Here is a 25,751-nt window from a genome sequence, read left to right as displayed (position 1 = left end):
CATGCGAACGCTCGACGTACTACGACCCATCGGCAAATTCCTGCTGCCGCTTCTGGTTTCACTGATCCTGCTGGTCGCGCTCTGGTACGGCTTTCTGCAGCTGTACCCGCAGGTCGGCCTGGTCGGCAAGACGCCCGGCGAGGTCTGGACCTACCTGGTGACCGGGCCGAACGCCGACGGCGCCCGCCGGGTCATCTTCGAGGAAATGCGAATCACCCTGCGCGACGCCACCGTCGGCTTCGCGGCCGGCATGGGCGGGGCGCTGGTGGTGGCCGCGCTGTTCGTCGGCGTACCCGCGCTCTCGGCGGCCTTCATGCCGGTGGCCACGCTGCTGCGCTCGGTGCCGCTGGTGGTGCTGACGCCGATCATCGTGCTGGTGTTCGGCCGCGGCACGCTGGGGGTGGCGGTGATGGCGGCCATCGTGGTGTTCTTCCCGGCGCTGGTCATGATCATGACCGGTTTGCAGACCGCGCCCCGGCAGGCCATGGAACTGGTGGCGGCCTACGGCGGTTCGCGCTGGACGGCGCTGCGCATGGTGGCGGTGCCCGCCGCGCTGCCGTCGGTGTTCGCGGCCGCCCGCGTGTCGGTGCCCGGCGCGCTGATCGGTGCGTTGCTCGGCGAATGGCTGGGCAGCGGAACCGGATTGGGGGCGGGCCTCATTCGCGCCATTCCGACTTTCCAATACAACCGATTGTGGGCGTCGATCGCACTGGTCACCGTGGTGTCGGTATTCGCCTACGCGGTGGTCGGCGTGCTGGAGAACCTGATTCTGGCCCGCTTCGCGCCCGAACGCGGCCGCGACCGGTGAACGAGTTAACGTGCCGCACACAAATGGGTCCGCGAAAGCAAAATATCTGAAACCCAAACCTCCTAGATTCGGCCCATGAGTCGTATGTCCCGGCCGCGCCCGGCCACGCAGTTTTCCATGGATCGCCGATCCTTCCTCCGCTACGCCGGGCTCACCGGCGCGGTGGTCGGCGGGGCCGGGGTGCTCGCCGCCTGCGGCAAGGACTCCACCGGATCGAACAATGGCACCACCCAGGACGGTTCCAAATACGGGACCGTGGCTGTCCAGCTGTCCTGGCTCAAGAACATCGAATTCGCGGGCGAATACTTCGCCGACGCCAAGGGCTATTACAAGGAAGCCGGGTTCGGGTCGGTGAACCTGATCGCCGGCGGCGCGGCCAGCACCTCGGTGGAGGCGGGGCTGGGCACCGGCAAGATCTGGGCCGGGCTGTCCGCGCCGCAGACCACCGCGCCCGCGCTGCTGGAAGGGTTGAAGGCCAAGATCGTCGGCACCACGTATCAGAAGAATCCGTTCTGCATCGTGAGTTCCGCGGCCAAGCCGATCGCCACGCCGCAGGACATGAAGGGGCGCAAGATCGGGGTGCAGGACACCAATCAGCTGATCTTCAACGCCCTGCTCACCGCCAACAATATGACGCCGAACGACGTCACCATCGTGCCCGCGCAATACGATCCGACGCCGCTGGCCAACGGCGAGGTGGACGGCTGGGTCAGCTATGTGACCAACGAGCCGATCACGTTGAGCGCCAAGGGATTCGCCAATACCAACTTCCTGTTCGCCGATTACGGGCTGCCCCTGGTGGCGGAGACGCTGACGGTGAGCCAGCAGACCATCGACAACGAGCGGGACAAGCTGAAGGCGTTCCTGGTGGCCGAGATCAAGGGCTGGCGGGACGCGGTGGCGAATCCGGCCGAGTCGGCGCGGCTGGCGGTCGAGGTGTACGGCAAGGATCAGCGGCTGGATCTGGCCGAGCAGACCAAGGAGGCGACGGCGCAGAACAGCCTGGTGACGTCGCCGGAGACCGCCTACAACGGCCTGTTCACCATGTCCGACGAATTGATCACCGGCAATATTCGCGCGCTGGCCAAGGCCAAGATCGATATCAAGGCCGAGCAGTTGTTCGACCTGTCGGTGCTCAAAGAGGTGTTCGCCGAGCATCCGGAGCTGAAAAAGCCTTTGGCGTAATACGTTTCGTTGTCGCCCTCGTCCGGTTCAGCGGACGAGGGTGGGGCGGCGGAGGCCGGGATCGGTACCGGCCGAACCGGAGTGGCCGGTCGCGCCGTTGCGCACCGCCACCAGTTCCGCCGCGATGGCGAGCGCGGTCTCGGCGGGCGTGCGCGCGCCCAGCTCGAGGCCGGCGGGGGAGTGCAGGCGGGCCAGGGTGGCGGCGTCGAAACCACCGGCCTGCAGGGCTTCCAGTCGATGCGTATGCGCTGAGCCCGAGCCGAAGGCGGCCAGGTAACCCAGCTCGGGTAGTCGGAGCGCGACGGTGAGCAGGGGTATCTCGAATTTGGCGTCGTGCGAGAGCACCACCAGCGAAGTGTCGGAACCGATTTCGCCGCGGGCGGCGACCGTGTTCAGGTAGCGGTGCGGCCAGTCGACCACCACTTCGCAGCCCGGGTATGCGTCGGGATTGGCGAAGGTGGGGCGGGCGTCGACGACGGTCACCCGGTAGCCGAGCAGCAGCAGCTGGGTGGACAGCGCGGCGGCGAAAGCGTTGGCGCCCACCAGGATCACGCGCGGCGGGCGGGTGAAGGAGGCCACGAACACATCCGAATCCGGCAGCGACACCAGTTCGGTGGCGTGCTTGCGATCGGTCACCAGATGCTGCCCGATCACCTCCGGATCGGAATGCCACACCACCGTGAACACGGTGACCTGCCGTTGCGCCGCGATATCCGCCGCCACGTTCGGGAACTCCGGAAAGTGCCGCCGCGAGAACGGTTCCGCGAACACGTCCAGCATGCCGCCGCAGTCCATGCCCGCGTCGAGCCCGCTGCCCGGGCCGAACCGCTGCAATCCGCGCCGGCCGGTCCGCGCCGCCTCCGCCGCCGCTTCGTAGGCCGCCGCCTCGGCGCAGCCCGCGGACACCGAACCGAAGGCCCGTCCGTCCGCGTCCACAACCATGGACGCGCCGATCGGCACCGGCGCCGCCCCCTGCGTCCGCACCAGCGTGGCCAATCCGGCGGTCCGCCCACTGTGCCAAATCCGCAAAAGGTCGTCGACGATTTCCCGCATCACCAGCTCCAGATCATCGTGCGCCGCTGCGTGGATAGTCCTGATCCATCCCCGTCGCAAGGTCGTCGCACGTGACGCACACCATATCCGCTCGTTCCCGCAAATAACTACCGGCCCCCGAATTTCCCTGGGCCGCAGCCGAAACCCCCGCCCAATGCCCCCGCCCCAGCACCACTGGATGCCCCGGCACCGCCCCGAAAACCGCCCGCGCCAGCCCGCTCGCCGACTCCCGCGCCGCCGCGATCACCCGCGCGACGACATCGGCTCCCACATCCGGCGTATCCACCGGCATGATCGCCACGAACTCCGCGACGCCTGCGGTCTCGCCGGAAGTTCCAGTGGGGGTATTCCCGCTCGCAGTATTCCGCGGTGCAGTGTTCCGCGGTTTGGTAATCCGCGCCGCAATCGACTGGTCCGGCCCGGTAGCGGCTGTTTTCGGGGCGGCGACGGCGGCGAGGCCGGCGCGCATGGAGGCGCTGAGGCCGGCTGCCCAGTCGCCGGCCCAGACCGGCTGTACGCCGTCCGGCAGGGTGATGCGGGGCGTGCGCGAAACCAGCCATCGCGTCGGGTGTTCAGGGTCTGCCGGGTCGTCGGATTCCGGTTGTGCGGGGCCGGTCGCGCCGAGTACGACGAACACTCGCTCGCAGCCGCCGTCGCGCAGGGCGCGCACCGCCGATTCCACCCACGCGCCGTTTTCGGCCAGCACTTTCGGCATGCCGTAGCGGGTGCCTGCACCCGCCGCGAGCACGATGCCGTCGCAGCGTAGGGGGGTCATGCGGGCAGGGTAACTCCGTACCGATCAGTTCGCTTCCTGAACGTGCGGGTGCTGTGCGGACTCACAGCCGCGCGCGACACGGCGGCGCGCTCGGACGGGCCGACTGGCGGCGGCGGTTGGCCTGGCCGATGCTGGAGGGGATGACGGATAACGGAATCGGGCCGGCGCGATTCGACGCACTGCCGGAACCCGAGGCAATCGAATTGTTGCTGGCGTGCTGCGCGTCGCCGGAATGGGCGCGGGCGGTGGCGGCGAAAAGACCGTACGGCTCTGCCGAGGCTTTGTTCGCCGCCGCCGACGCGGCGCTGGCCGGGGTGAGCGAAGCGGAGATCGATCTGGCCATGGCCGGGCATCCGCGCATCGGCGATCGGCCGGACAATGCGAACTCGGCCCGGGAACAGGCCGGGATGGCCGACGCCGGCGACGCGGTACGGGCGGCCATCGCGGCCGGGAACCGGGAGTACGAGGCGAAGTTCGGGCATGTCTATCTGGTGTGCGCCACCGGGCTGTCGCCGGAGCGGCTGCTCGCCATTCTCACCGAGCGGCTCGGGAACGACCCGGCCGAGGAAAGGCGGATCGTGCGAACGGAATTGGCGAAGATCAACCGGATTCGGCTGGGGCGCCTGATCGGCGGGCAGGCATGAGCTCGCTGAGCACGCATGTGCTGGACGCGGTCCGGGGCGCGCCGGCCGCCGGGGTGACGGTGCGCCTGTCCGACGCGAGCGGGGCGGAACTGGCCGGTGGGAAGACCGATGCGGACGGCCGGATCGGCGCGCTCGGCGCGGAGCTGCCGCCCGGGGTGTATCGGCTGGTCTTCGCTACCGGGGACTATTTCGCGGCGCAGGGCGTGGACGCCTTCTATCCGGAGGTGAGCATCGCGTTCACGGTGGGCGGGGAACGGCACTATCACGTCCCGCTGTTGTTGTCGCCCTTCGCGTATTCCACCTATCGAGGGAGCTGACCCGTGGACGACATGACCCTGGTGATCGAAGGCTGCGCGGTGGCGACGGTGGATCCGGCGGGCACCGAGTATCGGGACGGGCATGTCGTCGTGCGGGGGAATCGGATCGCCGCCGTGGGCCCGGGGCGGGCGCCGGAAGTCCAGGGCGGCAACCGGATCGACGGGCGCGGCTGCCTGCTGACTCCGGGCCTGGTGAACACCCACCATCACCTGTATCAGTGGGTGACGCGTGGATTGGCCGCCGACGCAACGCTTTTCGAATGGCTGACCACGCTGTACCCGATCTGGGCGGGCATCGACGCCGACGCCACCCGGGTGGCTGCCACCGGTGCGCTCGCTTCCCTGGCTCGCACCGGATGCACCACGACCACCGACCATCACTACCTGTTCCCGCGTGACGCCGGTGATCTGCTGGGAGCCACCATCGAGGCCGCGGCGCAGGTCGGACTGCGGTTCCACCCCACCCGCGGATCCATGGACCTGGGGCAGAGCGCCGGTGGGCTGCCGCCGGATTCGGTGGTGGAGGCGCTGGACGACATTCTGGTCGCGAGCCAGGACGCCGTATCACGCTGGCACGACCCGACTTTCGATTCGATGCTCCGGATCGGGCTGGCGCCCTGCTCGCCTTTCTCGGTATCGCCCGAGCTGCTGCGGGAATCCGCCACGTTGGCGCGTGAACTGGGGGTGCGGTTGCACACCCATGCCGCCGAGACCCTGGACGAGCACGACTACTGCCTGCGCACCCACGGGTGCACGCCCGCCGCATACCTGGAGCAGCTCGGCTGGGTCGGCCCCGATGTCTGGTACGCACACGGCATCCATCTCGACGACGACGCCATCGCCACCCTCGCCCGCACGGGAACCGGCGTGGCGCACTGCCCGACCTCCAATGCCCGCATCGGCTGCGGCGTCGCCCGCACCGCGGACCTGCTGGCCGCGGGGGTGCCGGTGGGGCTGGGCGTGGACGGCGCGGCCAGCAATGAATCCAGTTCCCTCATCGAAGAGCCGCGCAACGCACTGCTTTTCGCACGGCAGCGCGGCGGCCCGAGTGCGCTGACCGTGCGGACCGCGCTGGAGCTGGCGACCATCGGCGGGGCGCGCACGCTGGGGCGGGCAGCCGAGATCGGTTCGCTGGAGCCGGGAAAGCTCGCGGATCTGGCCTTGTGGCGGCTGGACGGGCCCGCCCATGCGGGGATCGAGGATCCGGTCACCGCCCTGATCCTGGGCGCCGCGCCACCGCTGGCGGCGCTGGTGGTGAACGGCCGGATCGTGGTGCGCGACGGGGAGATTCGCACCATCGACGAGGCGGCGACGGGCCGGGACGTGGCGCGGGCGCAGGCCGCGCTGGTCGCCAAGGCCGGCTGAACTACCGCTCGTCCAGTGCGCGCAGCTCTTCCCGCACCCGTTCGGCGACCTTGACCCCCATGGCCTCGTACAACGCCAGCGCACGGCACAGGAAATCGCGGGCGCGGGCGCGATGCTGGACGCCGACCAGCAGGGCGAGCAGCGCCAGGGCGCGCCAGGCGTCGGCCTCGCCGTGCGGATCGCCATTGCGGCGGGCCACGTCGAGGGATTCCGAATAGAAGCCCTGCGCGGAATCCAGTTCCTTCAGGTCGCGTTCGATATGCCCCATACCGCGCAGGGCGTCCGCCTGCAGGAGGCTGTCCTTGATGCGCTGGCCGATCTCCAGCGCCTCCTCGAATTGCTCGCGCGCCGTGCCGAATTCGCCCATGGTGCGGTGAATGTCGCCGATGCCCCACAATGACCAGCCGCGACTGTAGTTGTCGCCGATGGCGATCGCGATATCCAGCGCGGCGTCGTAGTAGATCCGCGCGGTATCCGGGTTGCGGCCCATCCGTTCCAGATGCCCGAGCCCGCGCAGCGCGTCACCCTCGAATTTCGGATTCTCCAGCTGCCGGGCGATGGCGAGCACATCGGCATAGGCGTCGCGGGCGTGCGGATAATCGCCGATATGCCGGGTCACCTCGGCGTATCCCCACAGCGCCGAGGCCGTGCGCAGCGCGTCCGCGGTCTCCGAGGCGATGGCGTGCGCCTCCTTGAAACACCGGGACGCGATGTCGTAATCGCAGGCCAGCCGGTGCACCGTGCCCAGCCCGTACAGCACATCGCACTGCTCGATCCGGTCGCCGGTGCCCCGCGAGATGTCCAGCGCCCGCACGAACAGCCAGCGCGCGTCCGACCAATGCCCCAGCCCGGACAGGTGCGAGGCCAAAAGCCTTGCCAGCCGCCCGGTTTCGGCGCCGGAACCGGCCGCGCGCACGCAGCCGAGCAGCATCTCGCGTTCCCTGGTGAGCCAGGCTCGCGCCTGCCGCAGCGCGCCGTCGTCGGTGGCGGGCGGATTGGGGAAGGTGCCCGCGAGATCGAAAGGTCGTGGCGCGCCGACCGTTCCGGCGATGCGCAGGCTGTAGCGAATCAGGCGGCCGATGGCGGCGGCATGATCGCCGGGCAGATCCTCCAGCGCCGCCTGGGTGCGCGCGAACAGCCGCGTGACATCGTGGATGCGATAGCGCGGCCCGCGCGGCCCCGCCTCCGCCGGATCCAGCAGCCCGACCTCGAAGATGCGCCGGATCAGCACGTTCGCGCTCGCCACCGAAATATCGCCGATGGCCGCGAGGGTTTCGGCGCTGATCTCCGAGCCGGGGAACCAGCCCAGCAGCCGCACCGCCCGGCGCAGGTCCGCGTCCGGCAGGCGCTGATACGACAATTCGAATGCGGCGCGCAGGGTTTCGCCCTCGGCCGAGAAGCGCGCCAGGATATCGGCCGCCGGTGATTCCTCCGCCGCGGACGCCCGCCGCAGCCGCTCGGACAGCTCCTGGAAGTCCTGATCGGCGGCCGCGAGCATATCCGGGCCGCCGTGCGCCAGCTGACCGGCGATCAAGCGCAGCGCCAGCGGCAGCCTGCCCGCCGTCTCCAGAATCCGCCGCACCGCCCCCACGTCGTAGTCCGTCGGCAGATGGCTGAGCGTGACCAGCAGTTCCTCCGCTTCGGCGCGGGGCATGGCGTCCAATTGCAGCGGGGGCGCCGCACCGGTCAACCCGGTCAGCTTCCGGCGGCTGGTGATGAGCACGAAGCACCCCGGCGCGTTCGGGATCAGATCGCGAATCTGCCTGCTCTCCAGCACATTGTCGAAAACGATCAGCATCCGCTTGTCGCGCATCTCCTCCTGCCAGCGCTCCGCCCGCCGCCCCGGATCGGGATCGATGGTCTCCGGATGCACGCCCCGCCGCAGCAGCAACTGCTCCAGCACCTCGGTCGGCGTGCGCGGCGCCCGCCCTTCGGAATGTCCGCGCAGGTCCTCCCAGATCCACCCGTCCGGGTAGGCGGGCGCGAACTCCTCGACCAGCCGCCGCGCCAAAGCCGTCTTCCCGGTGCCCGCCAGCCCGTTGACCACCTGCACCACCGGCCGATCGGTGCGCAACTGCTCACGCACCCGCTGCCCCAGCAGCTCCAGCTCGCGCTGCCGCCCGACGAAAACCACAGTGGCAGCCGGCATCACCTGCCCGCGCGGCGATGCCGTGCACCGCTCCGCCACCGCATCCCGATAGGACCGGACCTCCCCGTTCGGCATCGCCCCCAGATCGACGGTGTCCACCAGCTGATCCCAGCTGGTGCGGTAGATGGTCGCCAGATACCGCAGCACCTCCACCGTCGGCCGCGGCCGATTCCGCGCCGCCCCTCGCACCCCCGGCCAGCTCTCGTACTCCGATATCCGGCTGGCTTTCATTGGCGCACTGGGCTTCCCGGTCAGCCGATTGAACTCGTCGGCCACCTCCTGCTGCGTCAGCTCGTTCGCCAGCCGCCACGCCTTCCGCGGCCGGCACCCCCGCGCCCGCAACTCCGCAGCCAGCGGCTCCAGCACCTCGTTCTCCCGCAACCCCGTCCCCAGCAGAATCCGCCGCAACTCCTTCCGCACCTCCGCCCCGTGCACCTCCGCATCCCCATTGGCTGCCACGCTGCGCCTCCCGAACCCGGCGGCCGTACGCAATCGGTCGCCCCCCGATGTGAATATTTCCTTGGTACCGCGCATGTTTCAGCAGGTCAAGCACCATTGGGTACGCCAAGGTATCGCATTCGCAGCTGGGATTCAGCCGGTGCCGGGAAATCGATTCAATGGAGTGACACGACCCGGAGCCCGCGGCGGGGACGGGCTCCGGGGGGACGCGAAGGGGTGAATCGATGGCTATAACGATCTCGGAATGGTTGATAACCAGTGACATAGCGTGCGAGGCGGGGTTTCGGGTGGATGTGCCGGAACCGGGGCGGGGGCGGTGGGTGTTGTCGTATGCGCCGACCGGGATGCGGTTCTCGCAGGAGCAGGCGCTGGCGGGGGTGGTGCTGGCGGAGCTGATCATGCTCGAATTGTTCGGGGCGGGTGGGGAATTCGACAGTGAGATGGCGGTGCTGCACGCGGGGGTGCTGGGCATTCCGCTCACGGATGTGATGTGTCTGCTGGCATTGCGGTGCGCGGGCGGCGAGGACAGTCCGCAGGCGGCCGGTGTCGGGGAAGCGAGCGGGTGATGTTCGAGTTCTTCGATATCGGGCCGGTCGTGTTCGTGGTGCCGTATCGGCGGGTCAGCGCGGCGTGGTTCTTCGGGCTGCTCGCCGCGGTGCTGGGGTTCGCGGTGCTGGTGCTGCTGGTGGTGGTGACCAGTTGCGGCGGGGATCGCACCGCGGTGCCGGAGGAGCGCGGCGTCTCGCAGACCCGGGTGGCCGGGGAGTGCTACCCGTTCTGCGGGGCGGCGCCGACTCAGCTGACTCCTTCGGAAGAGTAACGGGCTCGAAACAGGTGCGGGGATTTCCGCAATCTCCGCGCAATCCCGCGCTCCTAGGCTGGAAACATCCCATCTCTCGGGGACCTGCGATTTCGCCGCCGGGCCCCGGGAGGTGCGGAACGCGGGTGAGAGCGGGTGATACGGATGGATCTGGACACGATCCGCGAAGTGGTGATGGCCCGCGATCGGGCCGACCTGGGCACGGTCGGGGCGGGCACGGCGGTGCTGGCCGGCGGGACCTGGCTGTACTCGGAACCGCAGGACGAGCTGGAGCGCCTGGTCGATATCACCGGGCTGGGGTGGGCGCCGCTCACCATCGATGACGCCGGGCTGGAAATCGCGGCTACCTGCACGCTCGCCGAGCTGGCGGGTGGTGCGTATCCGGCGCGATGGTCCGGGGCCCAGCTGTTCGAGCAGGGGTGCTCGGCCTTGGTCGCCTCCTACAAGATCCGCCGCACGGCGACGGTGGGCGGGAATGTGTGCCTGGCGCTGCCCGCCGGCGGGGTGCTCGCGGCGCTGGTGGCGCTCGGCGGCTCCGCGCAGGTCTGGGGCCCCGGCCGGGATCGGCGAATTCCCTTGTCGCGGTTCGTGATCGCGCCTGGACAGACGGTGTTGGGCGAGGGCGAAGTGGTGCGGTCGATTAGGGTTCCGGAGGCGAACCTGCGGGCCCGCACCGCCTTTCGCAAGATCGCGTCGAGTCCCACGGGGCGCTCCGGCGCGGTGGTGATGGGGCGGCACGACCTGGACGGCAGCTGTCAGCTGACCCTCAGCGCCGCCACCACGCGGCCGGTGGTGTTGACGTTCCCGGCGCTGCCCGGCGATGGCGAACTGTCGGCAACCTTGGCTGGACTGGATACCGCGCTCTGGTACGACGATCCGCACGGTACTCCGGACTGGCGGCGGCACGTCACCGGTCTGCTCGCGGCGGCGGTCGTGGCCGAGCTGAACGGAGACCGGTCGTGAAGTTCCAGGTCGACGGCGAGCCCGTCGAGACCGGTGCGCGTCCGGGGCAATGCCTGCGCACCCTGCTGCGGGAGAACGGGTTCACGGGGCCGAAGAAGGGCTGTGACGCGGGGGATTGCGGAGCCTGCACCGTGCTGGTGGACGGCGCGGCCGTGCATTCGTGCGTGTATCCGGCCCATCGTGCCGAGGGGCGCGCGGTCACCACGGTCACCGGGCTGGGCACACCGGCCGCGCCCAGCCGGCTGCAACGCGAGTTCGTGCGCCGCGCCGGGTTCCAGTGCGGGTTCTGCACCGCCGGAATGCTGGTCACCGCAACCGATCTCGAGAACCAGGGTGCACTGGAAACGGCCACTTTGCCGGAAACGCTGAAGGGAAACCTCTGCCGCTGCACCGGCTACCGGGCCATCGGCGAAGCGCTCAGCGGGGCACGGCGAGAGTGCGGGGATGGTCCGGGTGCGCTCGCGGGCGCCCGAATCGTCACCGGCACAGAGCCGTTCACCATGGACGCGCCCGCCCAGGACTCGGACCGGCCTTGCGGGCAGCCACCCGGGAATCTACCGCCGGAGCCGCCGCTGCACCTCGAGGTCTTGCGCAGCCCGCACGCCCACGCACGCATAATCTCCATCGATACCGTTGCCGCCGAGGCGATTCCGGGTGTGCGCGCTGTACTCACCTACGCCGACGCTCCCGACGTCACCTTCTCCACCGCCCGCCACGAGATTCGCGAGGACGACCCCGACGACACGGTGGTACTCGATCGGGTGGTGCGTTTCATCGGGCAGCGGGTGGCGGCCGTGATCGCCGATTCCCTCGCGGCCGCCCGCGCCGGCTGCCGGGCCTTACACGTGGAATATGAGCCTCTACCAGCGGTTTTCACACCAGCCGAGGCCCTCGCGGACACCGCGCCGCAACTGCACGCGGACAAGCCGGCGAGCGCGCGGATCGCCGACACCGGGCGCAATCTGGTCGCCGAGGTGCACGGCCGCGCCGGCGACGTGACCACCGGACTGCGCGCCGCGGCGGAAGTCGTGCACGGGGTGTGGGAAACCCAGCGCGTGCAGCACGTGCACCTGGAGACGCACGCGAGCATCGGCTGGCTGGATCCGGACGGCCGCCTGGTGCTGCGCACCAGCACCCAGGTCCCCTTCCTGGTCCGCGACGAGATCGCCCGCGTCTTCGGCCTGGATCGCGATCGGGTGCGGGTGTTCGCCGCCCGCGTCGGCGGCGGCTTCGGCGGCAAACAGGAGATGTTCACCGAGGACCTGGTGACGCTCGCGGTCCTGCGGACCGGCAGGCCGGTGCAGTACGAACTGACCAGATCCGATGAATTCCACACCACGGTGCGACATCCCATGCGAGTGGAAGTGACCGCCGGAGCCGATGCCGACGGCCGCCTGACCGCCCTGGCCGTGGACGTCCTGTCCGATGCGGGCGCGTACGGAAACCACAGTGCCGGAGTGCTTTTCCACGGTTTGAGCGAATCGGTGGCGCTGTACCGCTGCGCGCACAAGCGGGTCGACGGCCGCGCCGTCTACACCAACAATGTGCCGTCCGGGGCCTTCCGCGGGTACGGCCTCGGCCAGGTCATGTTCGGCATCGAATCCGCGCTGGACGAACTGGCCCGCCGAATCGGCCTGGACCCCTTCGAATTCCGCCGCCGCAATGTGGTCCGGCCCGCTGACGATCTGGTCGGTGGGTTCTGTCATCCCGAACCGGACCTGACCATCACCAGCTACGGCCTGGACCAATGCCTGGACCTGGCCGAACGGGCGTTGCGCCGCGGCAACGGCGTCGCCGCGCCCGGCCCGGACTGGCGGATCGGCGAGGGCATGGCCGCCGCCATGATCGCCACCGTGCCGCCGCGCGGGCACCGCTCCACCGCGCACGCCGCCCGGCTGCCGGACGGCAACTACGAAATCCGGGTCGGCACCGCCGAATTCGGCAATGGCACCACCACCGTGCACGCACAGATCGCCGCCGCCGCGCTCGGCGTCGAACTGGACCGGATCCGCATCCGGCACGCGGACACCGCCCTGACCGGCCACGACACCGGCGCGTTCGGCTCCACCGGCATCACCGTCGCGGGCCGCGCCACGCACGCCGCTTGCCTCGCCCTGCGCGAACAGCTCACGGCGGGCGGCCCCGCGCACGCCACCGCCACCCACGACGGCACCCCGCGCACGGTCGCCTTCAACGTGCACGCCTTCCGCGTCGCCGTCCATCCGCCCACCGGCCGCATCCGCATCCTGCAATCGGTTCAAGCCGCCGACGCCGGAACGGTGCTCAATCCCGCCCAGTGCCGCGGGCAGGTGGAGGGCGGCGTGGCGCAGGCCATCGGCAGCGCGCTCTACGAGGAGGTCCGCGTCGAATCGGGTGAAGTCACCACGAAAACCCTGCGCCACTATCACATTCCACAATTCGCCGACCTGCCCGAAACCGAGGTCTATTTCGCCGTGACCAGCGATCCGCTCGGCCCGCTGGGTGCGAAATCCATGAGCGAATCCCCGTACAACCCGGTCGCGCCCGCGCTGGCCAATGCGATTCGGGATGCCACCGGCATTCGCCCGCAACGGCTTCCGATGACAGCCGACCGAATCTGGCGTGATCTGCGTGATTCCGCCGTATCCGAAAAAGAATTTGCGTGATCGGCCCGTGATGATACTGTCCGTCGCGGGGTGGGGACTCCGAGCTGGTTTCCATTTCACGACCAATTAACTTCTCGGAACAGGGGATTCACATGAGCAAGTTCGTCACGCGTCGTCGTACCGCCGGATTCGCCGGCCTGGTCGCCGCCGCGGCCGCCACGCTGAGCATTGTCGCGCCGTCCGCCTCCGCGCAGGGCCTGGAGCTCACCGAAGCTCCGGCCGCCGCCGCCGAGGTCGTCACCGCCGATCCGGTGTGCGCGGTGGTTTCGGACAATATCGACCTGTCCGGCATCTGCACCGATGTCCGTCGCGGCCACCGTCCCTCGCTGTCGGCGCACTGATACGCCGGTAATCATGCGTGAGCCCCGCACTCCGGTGCGGGGCTTCGTCGTGTCCGGCCGCCTCAGAACAGGGCGAGCGCGGCGCACAGTCCGGCGAGCGCGATGCCCTGCAGCCCCACCCGGACCCAGATGATGCTGTCCCACTTGTCCTGCAGCGCACGGGCGTTCGCGGGAATCACGCCCGACTGCGCGGCCGCCTTCTGCGCATTGTTGACCGGCTTGGCCACCCGTGCGTAGAGCGCCAGCCAGATGACCAGGGCGAGCAAGGCGATCCCGGCCCCGATGGCCGCGCCGGCCTGCCCGGCCAGAATCGCGAACAGCAGGGTCAGCGCGGTGGCCACGGTGCCGCCGGCCCCGAAGACGGGCATCCGCTTGTCGCCGTAGAAGTGTCCCCATCCGGCGCTGATGGTCACCGTGGCGTCGTCCAGCTTCTTGTAGACCGACCGCATGATGAGCCCCGCGCAGGCATCGGTGCCGTAGATGACGCCATTGCCGAGGACGGCGAGAGCGGCGGTGATCGTGCCGAGGGTGATGAGCATTTTCCTGACCTCTTCTGCGCTATCTAGCGTTGCTAGGAACTGAAGCAAAGATAGAAGAGCTAGAGCTCGATTGTCTAGCGCTGCTAGAAAATTCTGCCGCGCACGTCTCTGATCACGGCCGGCTGTCGCGTCGCCGGGCGGGAAGTAAACCGCAGCGCTCTCGGTTGTCTCCTGCTCGCGCGCCGTGGTGTTGGAGTCGGGGAAATGTCCGGAATCCCTCGCGCCGGGCCGGGCGGCGACGGGCGCCGGCGATGCGGTGGAGGTGACCGTCCGACGCCGCCCGCAGGGTCCGCGAGGGCGGCCGGACCCCCGCTGATCAGCGCCGCAGTGTGGTGAGGGTCAATGCCGCCGAGCCTGCCCATCGTGTCCGCATCGATATCTCCCGGGGTGTGGTGCCGCGACATCCAGCGCGAAGACTGCTGAAAGACTGGACGTTCGCTCAGAGTAGGCGTTGGCTATCGCTCGTCGGCGGAGTGGCCCTCCTCACCTCACCGCCGTCTGTTCCGCTTGTGAAGGTGCTCACACCACCGCGATGCCCGGCGTGTCGGTCGGCGGTGGTCGCGATCACGCAAACAGTACGCGCGTTATGCAAAACCGCATGTCAGAGCTACTGGCAAGTAGATTGCCCGGCTGCTATTAACAAGCAAATTTCGCAGGATTAGCAGAAGCCCTGGGAAAGCTAGCCGGGATTCACACTTGCAACAGGTAGACGCACATTTTTTCCTGTGCCATCGTGTGGAAGTACACCTCGCGGGCCTAGCAAGTCTGCAAATTGCCGCTCCAGCAGTGTCCGAATCATCGCGAGAGATTCAGGACCGGCGGGGCTACCGAGACCGAACGAAGAAGTGGAGTCAAAGATGTCGAACGTCGGCACCCCGAAGACCGCTGCGGAGCTCCAGCAGGACTGGGACACCAACCCGCGTTGGAAGGGCATCACCCGTAACTACACGGCCGACCAGGTCGTGAAGCTGCAGGGCACCGTCGTCGAGGAGCACACCCTCGCCCGTCGTGGCGCCGAGATCCTGTGGGATCTCGTCAACAACGAGGACTACATCAACTCCCTGGGCGCCCTCACCGGCAACCAGGCCGTGCAGCAGGTCCGCGCCGGCCTGAAGGCCATCTACCTGTCCGGTTGGCAGGTCGCCGGTGACGCGAACCTGTCCGGCCACACCTACCCGGACCAGTCGCTGTACCCGGCCAACTCGGTTCCGGCCGTGGTGCGTCGCATCAACAACGCGCTGCTGCGCGCCGACGAGATCGCCAAGGTCGAGGGTGACACCTCGGTCGCCAACTGGCTGGCCCCGATCGTCGCCGACGCCGAGGCCGGCTTCGGTGGCGCGCTGAACGCCTACGAGCTGCAGAAGGCCATGATCGCGGCCGGCGCCGCGGGCGTGCACTGGGAGGACCAGCTGGCCTCCGAGAAGAAGTGCGGCCACCTGGGCGGCAAGGTGCTGATCCCCACCCAGCAGCACATCCGCACCCTGACCTCCGCGCGTCTGGCCGCCGACGTCGCCGACGTGCCGTCGGTGATCATCGCCCGCACCGACGCCGAGGCCGCCACCCTCATCACTTCCGATGTGGACGAGCGCGACCGTGAGTTCCTGGACGGCACCCGCACCCCCGAGGGCTTCTTCGGCGTCAAGAACGGCATCGAGCCCTGCATCGCGCGTGCCAAGGCCTACGCCCCCTACGCCGACCTGATCTGGATGGAGACCGGCGTGCCGGACCTCGAGGTCGCGCGCAAGTTCGCCGAGTCGGTGCGCAGCGAGTTCCCGGACCAGCTGCTGGCCTACAACTGCTCGCCGTCCTTCAACTGGAAGGCGCACCTGGACGACGCCACCATCGCGAAGTTCCAGCGCGAGCTGGGCGCCATGGGCTTCAAGTTCCAGTTCATCACCCTGGCCGGCTTCCACTCGCTGAACTACGGCATGTTCGACCTGGCGTACGGCTACGCCCGCGAAGGCATGACCGCGTTCGTCGACCTGCAGGAGCGCGAGTTCAAGGCCGCCGCCGAGCGTGGCTTCACCGCCATCAAGCACCAGCGTGAGGTCGGCGCCGGCTACTTCGACACCATCGCCACCACGGTCGACCCCAACACCAGCACCGCTGCGCTGAAGGGCTCCACCGAAGAGGGCCAGTTCCACTGAGCCACAAACGGTTCTGAGGACTAACCCCGGGCAGCAGTCGCATCACACCTTCCGCTGCCCAGGGCCTCGGATCCGCCGAGGGGGACGGCAAGCCTCCCTCGGCGGGTCCGCCCACCCTTCCCGTCGACAGCCCCGGCGGGGAGGGTTTTTTCCTATAGCTTCGAAATCAAGACCTTAAGAAGGCGCAGGGTCACAAGTCAGTCCGACGCCTTCACCCACGAGCCACGACGGCCAACAACCAGCAGGAGCGGGACGTGAGCACCGAAAAGATTCAGCGTGTCGGCATTATCGGCGCGGGACAGATGGGCGCGGGTATCGCAGAGGTCTGCGCCCGGGCACATGTCGATGTACTCGTCTTCGAGCAGACTCGTGAACTCGCCGCTGCCGGTCGCGCCCGCATCCTGCGGTCGCTGGACCGCGGGGTGTCCAGCGGCAAGATCACCGAGCGGGAGCGTGAGCAGACCGCATGGCGGCTGCGCTTCACCTCGGACCTGGGTGATTTCGCCGATCGTCAGCTGGTCGTCGAGGCCGTCGTGGAGAACGAAGAGGTGAAGACCGCGATCTTCGCCGAGCTGGACAAGGTCGTCACCGATCCCAATGCGGTGCTGGCCTCCAACACCTCCTCCATCCCGATCATGAAGATCGCCGTGGCCACCAACAACCCCGAGCGGGTCGTGGGCATGCACTTCTTCAACCCGGTGCCGGTGCTGCCGCTGGTCGAGCTGGTCACCACGCTCAAGACCACCGAGACCGTCACCAAGCGAGCCGAGCAGTTCGCTGCCGACGTGCTCGGCAAGCAGGTCGTGCGTTCCGCCGACCGCTCCGGCTTCGTGGTCAACGCGCTGCTGGTGCCGTACCTGCTGTCGTCCATCCGCATGGTCGAATCCGGTTTCGCCACCAAGGAAGACGTCGACAAGGCCATGGTGCTGGGCTGTGCCCACCCGATGGGGCCCCTGGCCCTGACCGACCTGGTCGGGCTCGACACGGTGAAGTCCATCGCCGACTCCATGTACGAGGAATTCAAGGAGCCGCTGTACTCCGCGCCTCCGCTCCTCATGCGCATGGTCGAAGCCGGGCTGCTCGGTAAGAAGTCCGGAGCGGGCTTCTACCAGTACAACCGGGGCTAACCCGCCTCTCCGCGTACTCAGCGGGCGGCTGTGAGCCGTCGACGTCGGCAACCCGTGCCGGCGGTTGGGTGCCCAACCGATTTTGGACGTACCCGATGAGTTACCCGCCCCTCGCGAAATCAGTCGTTGCGTCGGGCGGGGTTCATCGGAGCCTCTCTCACAGGGGAGCGTCGCCGGGCATGTGGCGGCGTCCACCCTCATCGGGCATAAGCTGCAAATAGGTCGAGTCCGGCCAGCAGCTCGGAAGGAGTGTCCCGCTCATGGTCAACGTCACCGACGGCTTCGGGTCCAGCATTCTGGGGTACCCGCGCATCGGTCCGCACCGGGAACTCAAGCGTGCTTTGGAGTCCTATTGGCACGGCACGCTTTCACGCGACGAGCTGCTGGCCGTCGGGCGTGAGATTCAGGAGAGCCAGTATCTGGAACTGGCCGCCACCGGGCTCACCCAGGTTCCGGGCAACACCTTCTCCTACTACGACCACATTCTCGACAACGCGCTGCTGTTCGGCGCGGTCCCGAAGCGGTTCGAGGCGGAGCGAGAGGGCTTGCACCCCTTGGACTTCTACTTCCTTATGGCGCGCGGTCGTCCCGACCTGCCGCCGCTGGAACTGGTGCGCCTGCTCAATACCCCGTACCACTACCGGCAGCCGGAGCTGGAGACCGACACCGAGTTCTCGCTGCACCCCGAGGCGCTGCTGGACGAATTCGACCGTGCCAAGGCGGCCGGCATCGAACTGCGTCCCGTCGTGCTCGGGCCGCTGTCGCTGCTGCTGCTGTCCAAGACCGGGCACGTGCCCGGGGAGACCGAGTTCGACAAGCTGAAGCTGCTCGACAAACTGCTGCCGGTCTACGAGGAACTGTTCGAGGTGCTCGCCAAGCGCGGCGCCACCTGCGTGCAGCTGGACGAGCCGTGCTTCACCAGCGATCGCTCGCCGTCCACCATCGAACTGTTCGAGAAGGCGTACCAGCGGCTCTCGAAGGCCCCGCTGCGGCCGCGCCTGCTGGTCACCGGGCAGTACGGCGACTTCGGCGAGGCGCTCACGGTGCTGGCGCGATCCAATGTCGAGGCCATCGGGCTCGATCTGGCCAGCTTCCGGATCACCCCGGAGGCGCTGGCCGAGATCCCCGGCATCAAGCGCAAGCGGCTGTACGCGGGCGTCATCAGCGGCACCAACGTGTGGCGCGCCGACCGCTACCGGACCCTGGACTACCTGCACAAGCTGGCCCAGGTGTGCCCGGACATGGTGGTGTCCACCGGATCGACGCTGCTGCACGTGCCCTACGACACCCTCGTCGAGTACGAGCTCGAGGAGAACGTCGCCGACCGGCTCGCCTTCGCCAAACAGAAGGTCCTGGAAGTGGTTTCGCTCGCGAAGGCGCTCACCGAAGGGCCCTCGGAGAAGTGGCGCAAGGTGCCGACCGCGGTGCACTTCAAGCAGAAGCACGCGGTGCGGCAGCGGGTGTACGCCATCACGCCGCAGATGCGCGAGCGCGAACCGTATGCCGCCCGCAAGGTCGCGCAGCAGGCCAAGCTGAACCTGCCGCTGGTCCCAGCCACCACGCTGGGCTCCTTCCCACAGACCTTCACCGCCCGTCAGGCGCGCTACGACCTCGGTCAGGGCCGGCTGTCCTACGACGAGTACCGCAAGCGCATCGAAGCCGAGATCGAGTCCACCATCCGGTTGCAGGAGGACATCGGCCTCGATGTGCTGGTGCACGGCGAGCACGAGCGCAACGACATGATCCAGTACTTCGCGGAGCTGCTCGACGGCTTCGCCACCACCCACTTCGGCTGGGTGCAGGTGTACGGATCCCGTTGCGTGCGACCGCCGATCGTGTACGGCGACGTGTCCCGGCCCAAGGCCATGTCGGTGGACTGGACCGCCTACGCGCAGTCGCTCACCGACAAGCCGGTCAAGGGCATGGTCACCGGACCGGTCACCATGCTGGCGCGCTCGTTCGTGCGGCAGGACCAGCCGCTGTACGAGACCGCCGACCAGGTGGCGCTGGCGGTGCGCGACGAGGTGGTGGATCTGGAGAAGGCGGGCATCGCCATCATCCAGGTGGACGAGCCGTCCATTCGCGAGCTGCTGCCGCTGCGCAAGAAGGGGCAGGCGGAATACCTGCGCTGGGCGGTCGGGGCGTTCAAGCTGGCCACCTCGGGGGTCAAGCCGGAAACCCAGATCCACACGCACATCGGCTATTCCAGCCGGGACGACGTGGTGCAGGCGATCGAGGAACTCGATGCCGACGTCACCGCCATCGTCGCCACCCGCTCCATCGAATGGGTGCTGGAATCGCTGAAGGACGACTGCGCCGAAGGGCGCGGCCTCACCCACGGCGTCGGCCCGGGCGTGTACGAGTCGCGGTCGGCTCGCATCCCGGACATCGACGAGCTGGACGAACTGCTCACCGCCGCCGCGGAAGCCGTTACGCCGCAGCGGTTGTGGGCCAATCCGGACGGTGGCCTGAAGACCCGCCACCACTGGCAGCTCGATCCGTCCCTGCGCAATATGGTCGCGGCCGCCCGCCGCGTCCGCCGCCGGGCCGAAGCCGCCGAACAGGGTTAGCTCGAAAACTGAGGGGCGGCGCGGACTTTCGTCCGCGCCGCCCTTTTTCGTGCCCGATGCGCGGTCATGAACCGGTCACGAAACGCGAATTAGCCTGCGGAGGAAGGTTTTCGGAAGGAGAACGAGATGGATCCGTCAGGCAAGACCGACCAGCCCCAGCCCGACCCGGCGCCCGCCCGCGAGGCCGGGGAGAGCTACCGGGAGAAGACCGGCGAGGCACCGCCGGAATGGCAGTGGAAGACCTCGCGCTAGGGCGGGGAGTGGCGTAGAACGCGTCCGGAGTTCCCGGATCGGACGGATGCGCCGGGTTAGCCTGGGCGGGTTCGAATCGAGATGGGAGTAGGGCCGTGGGTCTGTTCGACAACTTGAAGGATGCCGCCGGGAAGGCCGCCGAGCTGGCGGGACAGCACGCGGACAAGCTGGATCCGCTGGTGGACAAGGCCGGCGACATGCTGGACGAGAAGACCTCCGGCAAATACGCCGAGCACGTGGACAAGGTGCAGGACGCGGCCAAGAAGGCGCTGCACGAGCAGGCGGGACAGCAGTAGCGGGTACTCCTCGTCGAGCGGCCGGCGGCTACGCTGTCGCCGGTTCGCTACTGCCGCAGGGTCTTTCGTGGCCTTTTAGGCCACTCACCGCGAGGTATCCGGGGGCCGAGCCCCCGGTAGCCCCCGGGAATCTGGGGATTCACCAGTTCCGACCGCTGTTGCCGCCGCTGCCGTTGTGATCGCCGCGGTCGTGGCCGTGCTCGGACTGCCAGCGATCCTTGTAGTGGCTCCAGCAGTAGTTCCAGTCGTAACCGCGGCTGTTGCGATCGCAGTAGTAGTGGTAGTCGTCGCGATCGCTGTTCGCGGCGGCGATGCCCGCGCCCAGGGGGAGGGTGAAGGCGGCGGCGACCAGTACGGTGGCGAGGCGCTTGGCGGTGTGTTTCATGCGATGGGCTCCTGTTGCGTTGGGACTCGGGGCGATTCCCTTGCAAGCAATGGTGCTGTTCAGCGCCGATATTCTCTGTCCGCTGCTCGACGGGCCAAGTGTGTTCGCGCCGACAGTCGCCCTCGGTTCAGCGCAGCAGCTCCGACACCTGCCACAGCCGCACCGTGGCATCGGCGCTGCCGGTGGCCAGCACCTTCCCGTCCGGGCTGAAGGCCAGGGTGTGCACCGGAGAAGTGTGGCCGGACAACGGATTTCCGATCGGCTCGCGGGTGCCGAGATGCCACAGCCGGGCGGTGCCGTCGCGGCTGCCGCTGGCCAGCAGCGTCCCGTCGGGGCTGAATCCCAGGCTCAGGATCGGTTCGCTGTGGCCGCTCAGCGGTTTGCCCGAGGCGGCGCGATCGGCCCACAACCGGATGGTGGCATCGTCGCCGCCGCTGGCCAGCAGGGTGCCGCCCGGGTTGTAGGCGACCGTGCGGATCTGGCTGTTGTGGCCGGTGAGGGTGGCCAGGGCGGCGCGGGTCTTGACCGACCAGAGGCGCACCGTGGTGTCGGCGCTGCCGGTGGCGATGGTGGCGCCGTCCGGATGGAACGCCACGCCGCGCACCGCGCCGGTGTGCCCGGTGAGCGCCGCGCCCGCCGGTTGCCGCGACCGCACCGTCCACAATTGCGTCGTGGTGTCCTCGGAGGCGGTGGCGAGCAGGGTGCCGTCGGGGGAGAAGGCCAGTGCGCGAATGGCATTGGTCTGCGCGGTGAGCGGGCTGCCGAGCGGCTGGCGGGTGTGCGCGTCCCACAGCCGGACGGTCATGTCCTCGCTGCCGGTGGCGAGCAGTGCGCCGTCGGCGGAGATGGCGAGCGCGCGGATCGAATTGCTGTGCCCGGTCAGCGGATTGCCCAGCTCGCGGCCGGAGGCGACCTCGAAATAGCGGGCGGTGTTGTCCTTGCCGCCGATGATCAGCGTGCCGCCGTCCGGGGTGAACGCCAGAGCCAGCACCTGGGACGGAAGCGTGAGCCGCTCCGGGGTTTTCGCGGCCTGGGCGGGTTCGCTCGCGGAGTTCTGGTCGCCGTCCCGGGTCGAGACCGCGAGCGCCGCCGCCGCGACCGCCGCGCTGACCCCGGCAGCCGCGCCGCCGATGAGCAAGCGCCGCCGTGTGATGAGACGCCTTGGTGATTCAGGGGGAATCCCCTGTGCCGCAGACCCTTCCTGGCCGGTAGTGGGACCGGTTGCTGGGCTGCCGCCCGGAAACCGCTGAGCCGCAATGCCTTCCGGAGGTGTCGGGGTGCGGCGTTCCGGCTGGTAGAAGCCGAGTCCGCGGCCGGACGGATTCGATCCGGGCGTGTCCGCCGGTGGGGGAGTGCGTGGTTCGCCCGGCGGCGTGGTGATCGTCGCCTCGTCCGCGGCGGGGACGTAGCGCCTGGTCACGGTGTTCCCGGACGGCTCCGCCACCAGTGCCGCATGCGCCGCGCGGGCCATGCTGGTGCAGTCGGTGTAGCGGTCGTCCGGATGCTTGGCCAGCACCGTGGCGAACACCTCGTCCAGCGCTGCCGGCAGATCCGGGTAGCGCTCGGAGGGGCGCGGCGGGGGCGAGTACAGGTGCGCGGCCATGATGGCGGCCTCGTCCGGGCGCGGGTACGGGGCCTCGCCGGTGAGGAGTTTGTAGAGCGTGCAGCCCAGCGAGTAGATGTCGGCGCGGTGGTCGACGGGGTTGCTGCTGAAGCGTTCCGGGGCCGCGTAGGCGACGGTGGCCGAGACGCGGGAACCGGTCTCGGTATCGTCCAGGCTGCGCGCGATGCCGAAGTCGGTGACCAGGGTGCGTTCGTAATCCTCTTGTTCGACAAGGAGATTCGCGGGTTTCACATCGCGGTGCAGGATGCCGTAGCGATGGGCGTGGTCGAGCGCGGCGGCGGCATCGCCGATCATGCGCACGGCCCGCGCCACCGGGATGCGCCCGCCGGAGGCGTTCAGCAGCCCGGCGGCGTCGCCGCCCTCGATGAACTTCATGGATATCCACAGCACATCGTCGTCGGGCGAATTGCGGTCGTAGATGGGCACGATGTTGGGATGGTCGAGCGCGGTGATCATCGCTGCCTCGCGCTCGAATCGCGCCCGCGCCTTCTCGTCGTCGGCGAAGCTCTCGTTCAGAACTTTGAGGGCGACCAGTCTCTTCAGGCGTGGATGCCGGGCCAGATACACCACACCCATTCCGCCCGCGCCCAATTGGCGTTCGATGGTGTACCCCGCGAACCTCGCTCCAGCCCGGAACCGCATCGGGCACCTACCTCCCCTGATACACGCGCCGTGCAGTCACAGTACGCCGTGATCCGGCCCTTGGCCGAAGGAAAGGTGTGGGGGTTTCACCCCCACACCCCCTTCTTCGAGGTGGTGGGCTCCACCCCGCCGGTCGACATCCGCCTCCAACCGGTCGGCGGGTAGCGCACGGCGGCCACCGATCACCCGGTACTACGAGCCGGGCGGGCGGCAGGTTCAGGAGGGAGCGGAACGGAATCGGTCTCGCAGTGATTTGCGTGGGCGGGCTTGGGGTTTCGCGACGTCCGGCGGCACCACCTCGTAGCGCCGGATGTACGCGCCGATGAACGCCTGCGCGGTGGCGGTCACGGGTATCGCGAGCAATGCGCCCGTCGCGCCGAACAATGCCGCGCCCGCCAGCACCGCCCCGAAGGCCACCGCCGGATGCATATCGAGCGTGGTGGCGGTGATGCGCGGTTGCAGCACATAGTTCTCGAACTGCTGATACACCACGATGAACGCCAGAATCCAGAGCGCGTCGCGCGGCTGCTGCGCCAGCGCCACCACCACCGGCAGCGCCCCGGCCAGGTAGGTGCCGACGGTCGGGATGAACTGCGAGACCACGCCCACCCAGATGGCCAGTGCGAACGCCGACGGAATCCCGATGATCCGCATGGCCGCGTAGTGGGCGACGGTCGAGCAGAGTGCCAGCAGCGCACGGGAATACAGGTAGCCGCCGGTCTTCTCGACCGCGATATCCCAGGCCCGCAGCACGGGTACCTGACGTTGCGGCGGCAGCAGCGAGCACACGGCATTGCGGAAACGCGGCCCGTCCGCGGCGAAGTAGTAGGTGAACAGCAGCACCCCCAGCCCCTGGAAGATCACCCCGATGGCGGTGGTGCCGATGCCCCACACATCCCCGGCCAGCCCCACCACGTACCCCTCCAGCGAGGAGCTCACCTCACCGGCCCGCTCGGTGATATCGGCGGCCGAAAGTTCGGTGTGGAAGGTCGAATTGATCCAATCCACCGTGTCGTCGGCATAGCGCGGGGCATTGCGCACCAGCGAGGTCACCTGCTCGACGACCAGCTCACCCAGCGTCCACACGAAACTGATCAGCACCACCAGCACGCCCGCGAACACCGCTCCGGTGGCCGGCCCGCGCTTCCACCCCTTGCTCGCCAGCCAGTTCACCGCCGGTTCGATCGCGAACGCCAGAAACAGCGACACCACCAGCACGGTCAGCAGCCCGCGCAACTGCAACAGCACCCAGAAGGTGACGACCACCGCCGCCACCGTGACCGCCGCGAGCAGATACGCACGCGGCAGCCACGGCGGCAGCACCGCCGAAACCGGAACCGGCTCGGGCGCTAGGTCTTCCTCGGGAGCACGATCATCCTCGGACACACGGCCAACGTAGTCGGCGACCGCCTTTCACACCGGGAGCGGCGCGCGGCCCTCGGCGCCGCCGGCACCGGGGGGCAGAGTCGGCGCGACTCGCGGACACTATCCACCCCCGGGAGGTGAGGAGGCGGCGCGACCCGCGGACACCACCCCTCTCCCAGGGGGTTTCAGGGGCGAAGCCCCTGAGAGTTTCGAGAGTTGTACCTACTACATCGTCGCCGCGTCGATGACGAAGCGGTAGCGGACGTCGCTGGCGATCACGCGGTCGTAGGCCTCGTCGATGCGGTCGGCGGAGATGACCTCGATTTCGGCGCCGATGCCGTGCTCGGCGCAGAAGTCCAGCATGGCCTGGGTCTGGGCGACGCCGCCGATCATCGAACCCGCGAGCGAGCGACGGTAGCCGGCGAGGGTGAAAGGCTTGGCCTCCAACGGCTTTTCGGGCAGGCCGAGAATCACCAGCGTGCCGTCCAAAGCCAGCAGCTTCAGGTAGCTGTCGATCGGCAGATCCGCGGAGACGGTGTTGAGGATCAGGTCGAACCGCCCGCGCAGGTCCTTGAACGTCTGCCGGTCCCCGGTCGCGTAGTAGTGCGCCGCCCCGAACTTCTTCCCGTCCTCCTGTTTGGACAGCGACTGCGACAGCACCGTCACCTCGGCCCCCATGGCGGCGGCGATCTTCACCCCGATATGCCCGAGCCCGCCCATCCCGATGATGGCGACCTTCTTGCCCGGCCCCGCGTTCCAATGCCGCAGCGGCGAGAACAGCGTGACCCCCGCGCACAGCAGCGGCGCGGCCACATCCAGCCCGATCCCCTCCGGAATCGACACCACGAACCCCTCGGTCACCACCACCTGCGTCGAGTACCCGCCGAGCGTGTACCCGCCCGCCTGCGCCGTCTCCGGCACCGGCGAGTTGTAGGTCATGGTCGCCCCCGGCACGCAGTACTGCTCCTCACCGGCCAGGCAGGGCGCGCATTTGCCGCACGAATCGACCATGCAGCCCACGCCGACCCGATCCCCGACCCGGTGCCGGACCACCTCGGACCCGACCGCGGCCACGATCCCGGCGATCTCGTGCCCCGGCACGCACGGATACCGGGTGCCGCCCCACTCGTCACGGGCGGTGTGAATATCGGAATGGCAGATACCGGCGTATTTCACGTCGATCAGCACATCGTGCGGTCCGAGCTCCCGTCGCTCGACGGCGACCTTCTCGAACGGCCCCTCGGGACTGGATACGGCATACGCGGCAGCAGTGCTCATGG

24 protein-coding genes are annotated in these 25,751 nt (G+C 68.7%); 16 read left to right on the top strand and 8 right to left on the bottom strand.

The annotated features are described in order from the left end of the window. Position 1: 1 nt before the first annotated feature. Positions 2-808, top strand: coding sequence for an ABC transporter permease (locus tag NY1_RS22750; RefSeq protein WP_067716817.1), 807 nt, complete (start codon positions 2-4; stop codon positions 806-808). Between the two features lie 84 nt (positions 809-892). Next, positions 893-1,993, top strand: a complete 1,101-nt coding sequence (locus NY1_RS22745) for an ABC transporter substrate-binding protein (protein WP_439956033.1) — start codon at positions 893-895, stop codon at positions 1,991-1,993. Positions 1,994-2,020: 27 nt separating this feature from the next. Here the strand turns inward: NY1_RS22745 and NY1_RS22740 are convergent, their stop codons facing one another. Together NY1_RS22740 and NY1_RS22735 are read right to left on the bottom strand one after the other, a co-directional pair. Further along, complete coding sequence (locus tag NY1_RS22740) at positions 2,021-3,046, bottom strand: XdhC family protein (RefSeq protein ID WP_067716812.1); 1,026 nt, start codon at positions 3,044-3,046, stop codon at positions 2,021-2,023. Between the two features lie 13 nt (positions 3,047-3,059). Further along, positions 3,060-3,821 (bottom strand): nucleotidyltransferase family protein, encoded by a 762-nt coding sequence (locus NY1_RS22735; RefSeq protein WP_067716810.1) that lies wholly within the window; start codon positions 3,819-3,821, stop codon positions 3,060-3,062. A gap of 140 nt (positions 3,822-3,961) precedes the next feature. Between NY1_RS22735 and uraD the strand changes: the two genes are divergently transcribed. Genes uraD through NY1_RS22720 form a run of 3 tightly spaced genes read left to right on the top strand, consistent with a single transcriptional unit; the run spans position 3,962 to position 6,147 of the window. Then, on the top strand, positions 3,962-4,465 hold the full coding sequence (gene uraD, locus NY1_RS22730; protein WP_067717029.1) for a 2-oxo-4-hydroxy-4-carboxy-5-ureidoimidazoline decarboxylase: 504 nt from the start codon (positions 3,962-3,964) through the stop codon (positions 4,463-4,465). Continuing rightward, positions 4,462-4,782 (top strand): hydroxyisourate hydrolase, encoded by a 321-nt coding sequence (uraH, locus tag NY1_RS22725; protein WP_067716807.1) that lies wholly within the window; start codon positions 4,462-4,464, stop codon positions 4,780-4,782. The genes uraD and uraH overlap by 4 nt, the downstream gene beginning before the upstream one ends. 12 nt (positions 4,783-4,794) lie before the next feature. After that, complete coding sequence (locus NY1_RS22720; protein ID WP_067716805.1) at positions 4,795-6,147, top strand: 8-oxoguanine deaminase; 1,353 nt, start codon at positions 4,795-4,797, stop codon at positions 6,145-6,147. A 1-nt stretch (position 6,148) separates the two neighbouring features. Here the strand turns inward: NY1_RS22720 and NY1_RS22715 are convergent, their stop codons facing one another. Continuing rightward, positions 6,149-8,755, bottom strand: coding sequence for a tetratricopeptide repeat protein (locus NY1_RS22715; RefSeq protein WP_067716802.1), 2,607 nt, complete (start codon positions 8,753-8,755; stop codon positions 6,149-6,151). Positions 8,756-8,979: 224 nt separating this feature from the next. On the opposite strand from NY1_RS22715, the gene NY1_RS22710 reads away from it, so the two are divergent. From NY1_RS22710 to NY1_RS22690, 5 genes are all read left to right on the top strand, one after another. Further along, complete coding sequence (locus NY1_RS22710; RefSeq protein WP_157762431.1) at positions 8,980-9,321, top strand: hypothetical protein; 342 nt, start codon at positions 8,980-8,982, stop codon at positions 9,319-9,321. Next, positions 9,321-9,575, top strand: coding sequence for a hypothetical protein (locus tag NY1_RS22705; protein WP_067716797.1), 255 nt, complete (start codon positions 9,321-9,323; stop codon positions 9,573-9,575). Before NY1_RS22710 ends, NY1_RS22705 begins: the two co-directional genes overlap by 1 nt. Positions 9,576-9,719: 144 nt before the next feature. Continuing rightward, positions 9,720-10,538, top strand: a complete 819-nt coding sequence (locus tag NY1_RS22700) for an FAD binding domain-containing protein (protein ID WP_067716794.1) — start codon at positions 9,720-9,722, stop codon at positions 10,536-10,538. Continuing rightward, on the top strand, positions 10,535-13,183 hold the full coding sequence (locus NY1_RS22695; protein ID WP_067716792.1) for a molybdopterin-dependent oxidoreductase: 2,649 nt from the start codon (positions 10,535-10,537) through the stop codon (positions 13,181-13,183). The genes NY1_RS22700 and NY1_RS22695 overlap by 4 nt, the downstream gene beginning before the upstream one ends. A gap of 92 nt (positions 13,184-13,275) precedes the next feature. Further along, positions 13,276-13,524: a hypothetical protein gene (locus tag NY1_RS22690; RefSeq protein WP_067716789.1), complete on the top strand. Its 249-nt coding sequence runs from the start codon at positions 13,276-13,278 to the stop codon at positions 13,522-13,524. Between the two features lie 62 nt (positions 13,525-13,586). Here NY1_RS22690 and NY1_RS22685 read toward each other — a convergent pair whose 3' ends face one another. Further along, a complete protein-coding gene (locus NY1_RS22685; protein WP_067716786.1) occupies positions 13,587-14,063 on the bottom strand; it encodes a DUF1772 domain-containing protein in 477 nt (158 codons plus the stop codon). An 857-nt stretch (positions 14,064-14,920) separates the two neighbouring features. Here NY1_RS22685 and aceA point away from each other — a divergent pair. The 5 genes from aceA to NY1_RS22665 all read left to right on the top strand — a co-directional run bounded on the left by aceA (position 14,921) and on the right by NY1_RS22665 (position 20,455). After that, complete coding sequence (gene aceA, locus NY1_RS22680; protein WP_067716784.1) at positions 14,921-16,210, top strand: isocitrate lyase; 1,290 nt, start codon at positions 14,921-14,923, stop codon at positions 16,208-16,210. A gap of 254 nt (positions 16,211-16,464) precedes the next feature. After that, complete coding sequence (locus NY1_RS22675; RefSeq protein WP_067716781.1) at positions 16,465-17,337, top strand: 3-hydroxybutyryl-CoA dehydrogenase; 873 nt, start codon at positions 16,465-16,467, stop codon at positions 17,335-17,337. A 260-nt stretch (positions 17,338-17,597) separates the two neighbouring features. Next, on the top strand, positions 17,598-19,907 hold the full coding sequence (gene metE, locus NY1_RS22670) for a 5-methyltetrahydropteroyltriglutamate--homocysteine S-methyltransferase (RefSeq protein ID WP_067716778.1): 2,310 nt from the start codon (positions 17,598-17,600) through the stop codon (positions 19,905-19,907). A gap of 126 nt (positions 19,908-20,033) precedes the next feature. Then, positions 20,034-20,159, top strand: a complete 126-nt coding sequence (locus NY1_RS45145; protein WP_267888431.1) for a hypothetical protein — start codon at positions 20,034-20,036, stop codon at positions 20,157-20,159. A gap of 95 nt (positions 20,160-20,254) precedes the next feature. After that, entirely contained in the window at positions 20,255-20,455 is a 201-nt protein-coding gene (locus NY1_RS22665) for an antitoxin (protein ID WP_067716776.1), read from the top strand. 139 nt (positions 20,456-20,594) lie between these two features. Here NY1_RS22665 and NY1_RS22660 read toward each other — a convergent pair whose 3' ends face one another. Both NY1_RS22660 and NY1_RS22655 read right to left on the bottom strand, forming a co-directional pair. Then, entirely contained in the window at positions 20,595-20,840 is a 246-nt protein-coding gene (locus tag NY1_RS22660; protein WP_067716773.1) for a hypothetical protein, read from the bottom strand. 127 nt (positions 20,841-20,967) lie between these two features. Beyond that, positions 20,968-23,106 carry a WD40 repeat domain-containing serine/threonine protein kinase gene (locus NY1_RS22655; RefSeq protein WP_084535230.1) on the bottom strand — a complete coding sequence of 713 codons (2,139 nt, stop codon included), beginning with the start codon at positions 23,104-23,106 and terminating at the stop codon, positions 20,968-20,970. Between the two features lie 30 nt (positions 23,107-23,136). Here NY1_RS22655 and NY1_RS45140 point away from each other — a divergent pair, with 30 nt between their 5' ends. Then, the gene (locus NY1_RS45140) at positions 23,137-23,271 is read left to right on the top strand and encodes a hypothetical protein (protein WP_267888430.1); all 135 of its coding nucleotides are present in this window, start codon (positions 23,137-23,139) and stop codon (positions 23,269-23,271) included. Between the two features lie 51 nt (positions 23,272-23,322). Here the strand turns inward: NY1_RS45140 and NY1_RS22650 are convergent, their stop codons facing one another. Next, positions 23,323-24,492: an AI-2E family transporter gene (locus tag NY1_RS22650; protein WP_084535229.1), complete on the bottom strand. Its 1,170-nt coding sequence runs from the start codon at positions 24,490-24,492 to the stop codon at positions 23,323-23,325. A 204-nt stretch (positions 24,493-24,696) separates the two neighbouring features. Then, a complete protein-coding gene (locus tag NY1_RS22645; protein WP_067717026.1) occupies positions 24,697-25,749 on the bottom strand; it encodes an NAD(P)-dependent alcohol dehydrogenase in 1,053 nt (350 codons plus the stop codon). Positions 25,750-25,751 lie beyond the last annotated feature (2 nt).

This window comes from Nocardia yamanashiensis NBRC 100130, from assembly GCF_001613325.1.
Lineage (GTDB): Bacteria > Actinomycetota > Actinomycetes > Mycobacteriales > Mycobacteriaceae > Nocardia > Nocardia yamanashiensis.
Note: the sequence above shows the minus strand (reverse complement) of the source record. Positions and strands in the feature narration are given on the sequence as shown.